Annotated in this window: 8 protein-coding genes and 1 pseudogene; 6 read left to right on the top strand and 3 right to left on the bottom strand. The window is 68.2% G+C overall.

Translation table 11 applies throughout. From position 1 onward, the window contains the following. Nucleotides 1-200: 200 nt before the first annotated feature. Complete coding sequence (gene qhpR, locus POR01S_RS22700; protein WP_042138510.1) at nt 201-1244, bottom strand: AraC-like transcriptional regulator QhpR; 1044 nt, start codon at nt 1242-1244, stop codon at nt 201-203. Between the two features lie 339 nt (nt 1245-1583). Here qhpR and eat point away from each other — a divergent pair, with 339 nt between their 5' ends. The 5 genes and pseudogenes from eat to POR01S_RS24460 all read left to right on the top strand — a co-directional run bounded on the left by eat (nt 1584) and on the right by POR01S_RS24460 (nt 7388). Continuing rightward, nucleotides 1584-2948: an ethanolamine permease gene (gene eat, locus POR01S_RS22695; protein WP_042138508.1), complete on the top strand. Its 1365-nt coding sequence runs from the start codon at nt 1584-1586 to the stop codon at nt 2946-2948. A gap of 23 nt (nt 2949-2971) precedes the next feature. Continuing rightward, nucleotides 2972-4363 (top strand): ethanolamine ammonia-lyase subunit EutB, encoded by a 1392-nt coding sequence (locus POR01S_RS22690; RefSeq protein ID WP_042138506.1) that lies wholly within the window; start codon nt 2972-2974, stop codon nt 4361-4363. 102 nt (nt 4364-4465) lie between these two features. Beyond that, the gene (eutC, locus tag POR01S_RS22685) at nt 4466-5281 is read left to right on the top strand and encodes an ethanolamine ammonia-lyase subunit EutC (protein WP_042138504.1); all 816 of its coding nucleotides are present in this window, start codon (nt 4466-4468) and stop codon (nt 5279-5281) included. Nucleotides 5282-5393: 112 nt separating this feature from the next. Further along, nucleotides 5394-5999: pseudogene (locus tag POR01S_RS24465) on the top strand (cache domain-containing protein); the annotation flags it as partial. 255 nt (nt 6000-6254) lie between these two features. Beyond that, the gene (locus tag POR01S_RS24460) at nt 6255-7388 is read left to right on the top strand and encodes a methyl-accepting chemotaxis protein (RefSeq protein ID WP_420893613.1); all 1134 of its coding nucleotides are present in this window, start codon (nt 6255-6257) and stop codon (nt 7386-7388) included. Here POR01S_RS24460 and POR01S_RS22675 read toward each other — a convergent pair. Continuing rightward, nucleotides 7369-7833: a GNAT family N-acetyltransferase gene (locus POR01S_RS22675; protein WP_007162989.1), complete on the bottom strand. Its 465-nt coding sequence runs from the start codon at nt 7831-7833 to the stop codon at nt 7369-7371. The two genes, POR01S_RS24460 and POR01S_RS22675, sit on opposite strands and share 20 nt — an antisense overlap. 127 nt (nt 7834-7960) lie before the next feature. On the opposite strand from POR01S_RS22675, the gene POR01S_RS22670 reads away from it, so the two are divergent. Then, on the top strand, nt 7961-8866 hold the full coding sequence (locus POR01S_RS22670; protein WP_027600946.1) for an alpha/beta fold hydrolase: 906 nt from the start codon (nt 7961-7963) through the stop codon (nt 8864-8866). Here the strand turns inward: POR01S_RS22670 and rutR are convergent. Continuing rightward, nucleotides 8863-9549, bottom strand: a complete 687-nt coding sequence (gene rutR / locus POR01S_RS22665) for an HTH-type transcriptional regulator RutR (RefSeq protein ID WP_042138500.1) — start codon at nt 9547-9549, stop codon at nt 8863-8865. The two genes, POR01S_RS22670 and rutR, sit on opposite strands and share 4 nt — an antisense overlap. Between the last annotated feature and the right edge of the window lie 147 nt (nt 9550-9696).

Genomic DNA, 9696 nt, shown 5'->3' with positions numbered 1-9696 from the left:
GGGGCAAGCGTTTTTGGTTACTTTTGCGGCGATTGGCAAAAGTGACTCGCCCGAGGGGGCGAAACAAGAAGTACCAGCAAAGCTAGATAAACAGCTATGGCACCCATAACACAGAGCCGCAACCCCACCTTGTTGGGCTTCGCTACGCTCAGCGCCAACCTACGTCAGCCGGCGTTCGTGGCTCTTTTCCCCACCCCATTTTAAGAAATCCCCCGCCACTGCCGCGGACTCACCTGAAACCACCGCCGAAACGCCCGCGAAAAGGCGCTGGTCTCCGAATAGCCCAGTAGCGGCGCCAGGTCGGTGACCGGCAGGCGCTGCCGCAGGTAGTGCTGCGCCAGGTCGCGGCGGACGCCCTCGACCAGCGCCGAGAAGCTCGCGCCCTGGTCGCGCAGGCGGCGTTGCAGCTGGCTGGTGGAAAGGTCCAGGCGCTGGGCGATGGACTCCAGGCTGGGCTCGCCCAGGGGCAACGCCAGGCGCACCGAGGCGCGGACCTCTTCGAGCAGTTCCATCTGTGGCAGCCGCTGGCCGAGTTGGCGGATGGCGTCCTGCACCACCAAGAGGAGCAGCGGATCGTGGTCGGGCATGGCGCGGCCGCGCAGGTCGGCCTTGGGCACCAGCATGGCATTGCAGGGCTGGCCGAAGCTGACTGGAGCATCGAACAGCCGGCGGTGCTCGTGCCAGCCTTCGGGGCGCGGATGTTCGAATTGCACCGTGCGCGGCGCCCAGGTGGGCCCGAGCACATGGCGCAAGAGGTTGAGCAGCATGCCCAGGGTCAGCTCGGCATCCTGGCGGCGGGCGACGATGGCGCCGTGGCGCACCTGGTAGTCGAAGCGCCAGCAGTCACCGGCGTCCACCAGCTGGATCAGGGTGCTGTGCTGGTGAAAGGGAAAGGCGGCGGCGAAATTCTGCAGGGCCGCCTCGGCGGTGGGCGAGCAGAGCCCCACGTAGCCCAGCAGGCCGAGCATCTGCGGTTTGAATTGGCCGCCGTAGTGCAGGCCGAAATTGTCGCAGCCGGACTGGGCGGCAGCTTCCTCCAGGACCCGGCAGTAGTTGCCCAACCCCAGGCTCAGGGTGGGGTGCTGCAGCTGTTCGGGGTCGATGCCGGCAGTGCCGAAGATGCGATCGACGTCGCCGCCGTGGCTGGTGATGACGGCATCCAGTCCGCTGGCGGCGGCGGAGAGCACGCCGAGATTGCGCGACGGTGAGGTCAGGGCGGCGAAGCCGGAGGCGGCCAGGGGCATGGTGCGGGTCCAGGGAGGGGATCGGCATGAATGAAGCAAAGGCTGTGCCCCTAGGTGGAAAGCGGTCCTCCATCGGGGCTGGAACGCCGAGGGCTTCACGCTATTGGGCGCCTTGACGTGCCTCATCGCGGGGCGGGCGGTCGGGCATCGCACCAGGGTGGTGCGGTCTCGGGTAGCACCCTGGGAAGAGGGGTAACGCCGACTTGACCCGAGGTCACAGCGACCGTGCCGAGCGGTCAAGTCGCCACGGCCCCCAGCTGTTTAAGCTCGAAAAAGCCGGGCATCGCGGGATCGCGGTGACCCATTCGGATCACGTCGCTACAAGGGGAGTGGCCTGTCATGACCAACGAGAAACTCAAGCCGACCCTCGGCACCCTGCACCTCTGGGGCATCGCCGTGGGGCTGGTGATCTCCGGGGAATACTTCGGCTGGAGCTACGGCTGGGGCGTCGCCGGGACCCTGGGCTTTCTGATCACCGCGCTGGTGGTGGCGGTGATGTATACCTGCTTCATCTTCAGCTTCACCGAGCTCACCACCGCCATTCCCCACGCCGGCGGACCCTTCGCCTACAGCCGGCGCGCCTTCGGCCCCACGGGCGGCACCATCGCCGGCATCGCCACCCTGATCGAGTTCGTCTTCGCCCCGCCGGCCATCGCCATGGCCATCGGCGCCTACCTCAACGTGCAGTTTCCCACCCTCGATCCCAAGCTCTGCGCGGTGGCGGCCTATTTCATCTTCATGACCCTGAACATCCTCGGGGTGAGCATCGCCGCCACCTTCGAACTGGTGGTCACGGTGCTGGCGGTGATCGAGCTGCTGATCTTCATGGGGGTGGTGGCGCCGGGCTTCAGCCTGACCAACTTCACCAGCGGCGGCTGGGCCGGGCAGGACCAGTTCTCCCTGGCCGCGGTGGGCGGCATGTTCGCCGCCATTCCCTTCGCCATCTGGTTCTTTCTCGCCATCGAGGGCGCGGCCATGGCCGCCGAGGAAGCCAAGGACCCCAAGCGGACCATTCCCAAGGCCTACATCGCCGGCATCCTCACCCTGGTGACCCTGGCCATCGGCGTGATGATCTTTGCCGGCGGCGTGGGTGACTGGCGCGCCCTGTCCAACATCAACGATCCGCTGCCCCAGGCCATGAAGGGCGTGGTAGGCGAGGGCTCGATGTGGCTGCACCTGCTGGTGGGCATCGGCCTGTTCGGCCTGGTGGCCAGCTTCCACGGCATCATCCTCGGCTATTCCCGGCAGTTCTTCGCCCTGGCCCGCGCCGGCTTCCTGCCCCATGGCCTGGCCAAGCTGTCGCGCTTCCAGACCCCGCACCGCGCGGTGCTGGCCGGTGGCGTGGTGGGCATCGCCGCCATCTTCAGCGACGGCGTGATCAGCCTGCAGGGCCTGACCCTGACCGCCGCCATGATCACCATGAGCGTGTTCGGCGCCATCGTCATGTACATCATGAGCATGCTCAGCCTGTTCAAACTGCGGCGCAGCGAGCCCAACCTGGAGCGCACCTTCCGCGCCCCCGGCTATCCGGTGGTGCCGGCCATCGCCCTGGTGCTGGCGGTGGTCTGCCTGATCGCCATGGTCTGGTACAACCCGGTGATCGCCAGCGTCTTCGTGGTGCTGATGGTGATAGGCGCGCTGGTCTGCGGTCTCAGCCGTAGACAGAGCGACATCGCGCCCGATGCCGCCTTTGGCGAGGCCTGAGCAGCGCAACCCGAGGAGGTAGCATGAGCGGTTTCCAGCACAGCGTGGGTGGCCAGACCTGGCGCTTCGCCGATCTCAAGGAACTGCTGGCCAAGGCCACCCCGGCGCGTTCCGGGGATGTCCTGGCCGGGGTCGCCGCCGGCAGCGACGTGGAGCGGGTGGCGGCGCAGATGGCGCTGGCCGAGGTGCCGCTCAAGCACTTTCTCAGCGAGGCGGTGATCCCCTACGAAGCCGACGAGGTCACCCGGCTCATCCTGGATAGCCACGATGCCCAGGCCTTCGCCCCGGTCGCCCACCTCACCGTGGGCGGCTTCCGCGACTGGCTGCTGGGGCCGGTGGCCGACGAGACGAGTCTTGCCGCCCTGGCTCCGGGGCTGACCCCGGAGATGGTCGCCGCGGTGTCCAAGATCATGCGTATCCAGGACCTGATCCTGGTGGCGCAAAAGGTCCGGGTGGTGACCCGCTTTCGCAACACCATCGGCCTGCGTGGACGGCTGTCGACCCGGCTGCAGCCCAATCACCCCACCGACGATCCGGCCGGCATCGCCGCCAGCGTCCTCGACGGCCTGCTCTATGGCAACGGCGATGCGGTGATCGGCATCAATCCGGCCACCGACAGCACCAGCGGCATCTGCGAACTGCTGAAGATGCTCGACGCCGTGATCCAGCGCTACGAAATACCCACCCAGTCCTGCGTTCTGACCCACGTCACCACCAGCATCGCCGCCATCGAGCGGGGTGCGCCGGTGGACCTGGTGTTCCAGTCCATCGCCGGCACCCAGGGCGCCAACGAAAGCTTCGGCATCAGCCTGGCACTGTTGCAGGAAGGCTTTGATGCCGGACTGTCGCAACGCCGCGGTACCCTGGGCGACAACCTCATGTATTTCGAGACGGGGCAGGGCAGCGCCCTCTCCGCCGGCGCCCACCACGGCGTCGACCAGCAGACCTGCGAGGTGCGCGCCTACGCCGTGGCGCGGCAATTCAAGCCGCTGCTGGTCAACACCGTGGTCGGCTTCATCGGCCCCGAGTACCTCTACAACGGCAAGCAGATCATCCGCGCCGGGCTGGAGGATCACTTCTGCGGCAAGCTGCTCGGCGTGCCCATGGGCTGCGACATCTGCTACACCAACCATGCCGAGGCCGACCAGGACGACATGGACATGCTGCTGACCCTGCTGGGCGCGGCGGGCATCAACTTCATCATGGGCATCCCGGGGTCGGACGACGTGATGCTCAACTACCAGACCACCTCCTTCCACGACGCCCTCTACGCCCGCCAGGTGCTGGGCCTGCAGCCGGCCCCGGAATTCGCCGCCTGGCTCGACCGGCTGGGCATCCTGCGGCTGGAGGACGGCCGCTTCCGCCTCGGCGAAGGCTTGCCAGCGCCATTCCAGCGGGCGCTGGCGCAGTTGTAGGGAGGATCGCGGCCATGGGCCGCTCCTACAAACTCCCTCTGTACCCGTAGGAGCGGCCCATGGCCGCGATAGCTTAGATACCGAATCGTTCAGGAGTCGCTCATGAACCCCAACGACACCGCCCGCCCCGACCCCTGGGCCGAATTGCGTCGCCTCACCCCGGCACGCATCGCCCTCGGCCGTGCCGGGACCAGCCTGCCGACGTCGGCCCAGCTGGACTTCCAGGCCGCCCATGCCCAGGCCCGCGATGCGGTGCACCTGGCTTTCGATCATCAGGCCTTGCGCGAAGGCCTGGCTGCCCAGGGGCGCGAGACCCTGGTGCTCAAGAGCGCCGCGCCGGATCGCCATACCTATCTGCAACGTCCCGACCTGGGCCGCAAGCTGTCCGCGGAGTCCGCCCACGAACTCCAGGCCTATGCCGCCGAGCATCCCGAGGGCTTCGACGTCGCCGTGGTCATCGCCGATGGCCTCTCTGCCCTGGCGGTGCATCGCCATGCGCTGCCGTTCCTGGAGCGCCTGGCCGACCAGGCCGGGGCCGAGGGCTGGCGCTGGGCGCCGGTGACCCTGGTGGAGCAGGGGCGGGTAGCGGTGGGCGACGAGATCGGCGGGCTGCTCAAGGCGCGCCTGCTGGTGATGCTGATCGGCGAGCGCCCCGGTCTGAGTTCGCCCGACAGCCTCGGCCTCTACTTCACCTACGGCCCGCGCCCGGGCCTCAACGACGCCTATCGCAACTGCATCTCCAACGTGCGCCTGGAAGGCCTGGCCTATGGCCTGGCGGCGCACAAGCTGCTCTACCTGATGCGCGAAGCGGATCGCCGCAAGCTCTCCGGCGTGCAACTCAAGGACGAAGCCGAGGTGCCGCTGCTGGAAGGTGGGCAGGACAACGCCCGGATCGGCAACTTCCTCACCGCGGGCTGATTGCCCGCCGTTCATCGGCGGTATCCCGCGCGGGGGTATCGCTTCGCTCAATTGACCGCCGTCCCGGCCGTAATACTGGCCATTCCCCCTGGCAACCTTCTGGAGCCGCCGTATGACTCTGATACCCACCCGCATCGCCGGGCGCATGACCCTGGGCGTGCTTTGCCTGCTGGGGCTCACCGCCATCGGCGTCTACGCCGTGATGGCCTTTGGTGGTAAACCGCAACTGGTGGCCGCCGGGACGGCCGCGGCCGAACAGTCGGCCACCGCCATTGCACGGCAACTCGCCCTGCAGCTGGCGCGTATCGAAGGGACCAGCGTGGCCCTGGCGGATCTGGGCGAGACGCTGCCCCATGACGAAGGGCTGGTGAAGGCCGTCCTGCCAAGGCTCATCGACAGCCACGGCGACCAGGCTATCGCCGGCGGCGGCCTCTGGCCGGAACCCGCCGCCTTCACCCCGGGGGTCGACCGCCGCAGCTTCTTCTGGGCTCGCAACGGCGCCGGCGGTCTGGAGTACTCGGACGACTACAATGCGCCCCAGACCTCGGCCTATCGCGACGAATCCTGGTATCGCGATGCCAAGGCGGCCACCGCGGGACGGTGCGTCTGGTCCGACGCCTACCAGGACCCGGTCAGCCAGGTCGCCATGACCACCTGCAGCGTGCCCTATCGCCAACAGAACGCCTTCGCCGGCGTGGCGACGCTGGACCTGAAGCTCGATGGTCTCGCCGCCTTCCTCGAACGCCAGGGTGGCGTGACCGGTGGCTATGCCTTCGCCGTCGATCGCAGTGGCAATCTGCTCTATTTCCCTGGGATCAAGGGTGCCAAGGGCCTGCCGACGCTGAACGACGTGATCGCGGGTGAGGCCTCGTTCAAGGCGGTGGCGGATGCCCTCGGCCAAACGGGCAACCGCACCCTGTACCTCCCTCACGATCGCCAGCTCGATGGCGCCGCTTACGTCACCCTGGTGCCGATGGATGCGACCGGCTGGCAGGTCGGTCTGGTCACGCCCGAAGCTCAGGTCACCGGCCTGGCCACGCGCCTGACCAGCCAGATGCTGCTCTTGCTGTTGCCGCTCCTGGCACTGCTGCTGGGCATAGCCTGGCTCGCCGGCCGGCGCCTGCTGGCCCAGTTGGAAGAGACCACCCTGCAGATCGAGCGCCTGGGCCAGGACGGTGCCAACGCGAGCGAACTGGACATCCGGCGTGCCGACGAAATCGGCCGCTTGCGCGGCGCGGTCAATCGCTATGCCGGCTCGCTGCGCGAGATGCTCCGCCGGATCGCCGCTGACGCCTCGCTGCTGCAGGGCCAGGCGACCGAGCTGGCGCAACTCTCCCATGGCCTGGCCGATCGGGCGGAAAAGCAGCGCGAAGACAACACCCTGCTGGCGACGGCCATCACCGAGATGTCGGCCAGCGCCGGCGAGGTGGCGCGCAACACCACCGACTGCTCGGACGTGGCCCGCGCTTCGCTCGGCACGGTGCACACCGGCCAGAGCCAGATGGCGCGCAACACCGACTCCATGCAGGGGCTGGCCCAGGAGATCGGTGGCGCTGCCACCGCCATCACCCGTCTGGGCGAGGACATCGAGCGGGTCGGCGGCGTGCTGGACGTGATCAAGTCGATCTCCGAACAGACCAACCTGCTGGCCCTCAACGCCGCCATCGAGGCGGCCCGGGCAGGTGAACAGGGACGCGGCTTCGCCGTGGTCGCCGACGAGGTGCGCACGCTGGCCGGGCGGACCCAGGCGTCCGCCAACGAAATCCAGGGGATGATCGCCAGCCTGCGCCAGGCGTCGAGCGCCGCCGTGGCCACCATGCAGGCCGGGGTGCAGCGTACCGAAGTCGCCGTCCGAGAGGCGACCGTCGTGGCCGGCACCCTGAGCGGGACCGTCGACAGCTTCGATGGCATCGTCGAGCGCGCTCAGCAGATCGCCGTGGCCGCCCAGGAGCAGAGCCACGTGACCCAGGAAATCAATGAACTGGCGGTGCGTATCCATGCGGCGAGCGAAGAGGGCGCCCGCGACGCCGGTACCCTGCGTCAGCTTGGCCAGGAGATGCAGGGACTCTCGACCCGCCTCAGCGCCCTCAGTCAGGGCCAGCGCTAGTGCCGACGGCGGGCGTCGGGCACAGCGCCTTGCGCAGGAAATACCGCGCGAAGCCCGGCGGATAGTCCGCCAGCTCGCCGAATACCTCGTAGCCCAGGCGTTCGTAGAAGCCGCGAGCCTGGAATTCGTGGGTGTCGAGCCAGGCGCCGTGGCAGCCGCGGACCAGCGCCTCGGCCTCGGCGCGCCGCAGCAATTCGCGGCCGGCGCCCTGGCCGCGGGCGGCTTCCTCCACCGCCAGCAACTGCACATAGAGCCAGCCATAGCTGGTGTAGCCCCAGAGGCCGCCGAGGGCTTCGCCGCCGCGGGTCAGGCTGATGACTAGGGCCCGGTAACCGCTCGGGCCCGCCTGGCTGTCGTTGTAGCGCCTCAGCGGCGCCGCGATCGCCTGGCGCAGGTCTTCGCGTGCTTCGTCGGTCAGGTGGTAAACCAGGGGCGCTGCGGACATGGCGAAGGTCTCTGGAAGAGGTCTGTCCGAGCATAGCGCAGCAGCGCCGCGTGACCGCCCGGTTCTGCCGCTTTCGCGGGTACGACCTTGGGGTAGCATGGCCCTTTAGCCATTTCGCGAGGGAGCCATGGACATACGTGAAGGTCGCGCCCGGGTCGGCGCCCTCGAGCTGGCCTATGAGGACTGGGGCGATCCCGCCGATCCGGCGCTGCTGCTGATCATGGGCTTTGGCGCCCAGTTGCTGCTCTGGCCGGAAGGCTTCTGCGAGGCCCTGGTGCGCCGGGGCCTGCGGGTGATTCGTTTCGACAATCGCGACGTCGGCCAGTCCTCGCGGCTGAGCTGGCCGGGTGGACGGCCGCCTTCACTGTGGCCGGTGCTGGGGCGGGCGCAACTGGGCAAGCCCAGCGCGGTGCCCTATCGCCTGGAAGCCATGGCCGCCGATGCGGTCGGGCTGCTCGATCACCTGGGGCTGGAACGCGCCTTCGTACTGGGCGGCTCCATGGGCGGCATGATCGCCCAGATCCTCGCCGCTCAATGGCCTCAGCGGGTCGCGCGGCTGGGCATCCTGTTCTCGTCGACCAATCAGCCGCTGTTGCCGCCACCCTCGTTCAAGCTGCTGGGCAGCCTGCTGCTGCGGCCGCCGGCCGATCTGCCGGCGGAGGCGGCGCTCGCCCGGCAGAAGGCCCTGCTGCGCGGTATCGAGAGTCCGAGGTATCGCCAGAGCGAGGCCGATCTGGAACGACTGGTGCAGCGTATCCTGGCGCGCGGGGTGGATGTGGAGGGGGTGCAGCGGCAGTTGTTCGCCCTGCTCGGCAGCGGCGATCTGCGGCCCTTCGCCCGCCGCATCCAGGCGCCGACCCTGGTGGTGCACGGCGCGCGGGACCCCTTGCTGCGTCCGGCCTGTGGTCGCGCCGTGGCGCGGGCCATTCCCGGCGCCCGCTTCGAACTGATACCGGACATGGCCCATGACCTGCCGGCACCGCTCTGGCCGAGGCTGAGCGAGTTGTTCGCCGAGTTCTTCCTGGCGGCCTAGGCCGGGCCACCGGCGCGGGGCCTGAGTCCGTCGATGATCAGCGTCTCCAGGCCCTGCAGGACCTCGTCGAAGAACAGCGGATCCTTCAGCGAGCGGCCGCACAGGGTCTGCACCTGCACCCGGAAATCCGCATAGTGCTGGGTGATGGCCCAGATGCTGAAGATCAGGTGGTGCGGATCCACCGGGGCCAGCTTGCCGGCGGCGATCCAGGTGCGGATCACCCGGGTCTTCTCGTCCATCAGGTCGTGCAGGCTGCCCTGCAATTCGGGCAGCAGCAGCGGTGCGCCCTGGACCATCTCCAGGCAGAACAGCCGGGACTCGGCGGGATAGTCGCGGGACATCTCCAGCTTCTGGCGCAGATAGCCGCGCAGGGCGTCGAGGGGCTCCTGGTCTTCGCTGAAGGTGCGCAGGGGATTCAGCCAGGTCGCCAGCAGCTGACGCAGCACGGCGACATAGAGCTCTTCCTTGTTGCTGAAATAGTAGAGCAGGTTGGTCTTGGAGACGTCCGCCTGCAGCGCCACCTGATCCAGGCTGGCGCCGTGCAGACCGAAGCGGGAAAAGATATCGAGCGCCGCGCTGAGGATCTGGGCGCGCTTGGCTTCTATCTGGCGCTGCCGGCGTTGCTGGGCGGCAGGGCTGGGTTGGCGGGACTTGCGTGGCGGAAGATCACTGGCCTGACTCACGAACTGCTCCTTGGGCCTTCTTGGACATCTGACGCGGGCCGGCTGCAGGCGCGGTCGTTGAGCTTCGCACCGTCCTGGTGACGAATCATCGGCGGACCCCGAAGGGTAGCGCGCCGGTCTCCGAACTCTAGCATGACGCGCCAGCCT

Origin of the sequence: Pseudomonas oryzihabitans NBRC 102199 (genome assembly GCF_000730625.1) — a bacterium.
Lineage (GTDB): Bacteria > Pseudomonadota > Gammaproteobacteria > Pseudomonadales > Pseudomonadaceae > Chryseomonas > Chryseomonas oryzihabitans.
This window is presented reverse-complemented; position numbering and strand designations above follow the sequence as displayed.

Excerpts from the sequence above, each read along its gene's own strand:
- qhpR (WP_042138510.1), bottom strand. The coding sequence starts at position 1,244 with ATGCCCCTGGCCGCCTCCGGCTTCGCCGCCCTGACCTCACCGTCGCGC.
- eat (WP_042138508.1), top strand. The coding sequence starts at position 1,584 with ATGACCAACGAGAAACTCAAGCCGACCCTCGGCACCCTGCACCTCTGG.
- POR01S_RS22690 (WP_042138506.1), top strand. The coding sequence starts at position 2,972 with ATGAGCGGTTTCCAGCACAGCGTGGGTGGCCAGACCTGGCGCTTCGCC.
- eutC (WP_042138504.1), top strand. The coding sequence starts at position 4,466 with ATGAACCCCAACGACACCGCCCGCCCCGACCCCTGGGCCGAATTGCGT.
- POR01S_RS24460 (WP_420893613.1), top strand. The coding sequence starts at position 6,255 with ATGGATGCGACCGGCTGGCAGGTCGGTCTGGTCACGCCCGAAGCTCAG.
- POR01S_RS22675 (WP_007162989.1), bottom strand. The coding sequence starts at position 7,833 with ATGTCCGCAGCGCCCCTGGTTTACCACCTGACCGACGAAGCACGCGAA.
- POR01S_RS22670 (WP_027600946.1), top strand. The coding sequence starts at position 7,961 with ATGGACATACGTGAAGGTCGCGCCCGGGTCGGCGCCCTCGAGCTGGCC.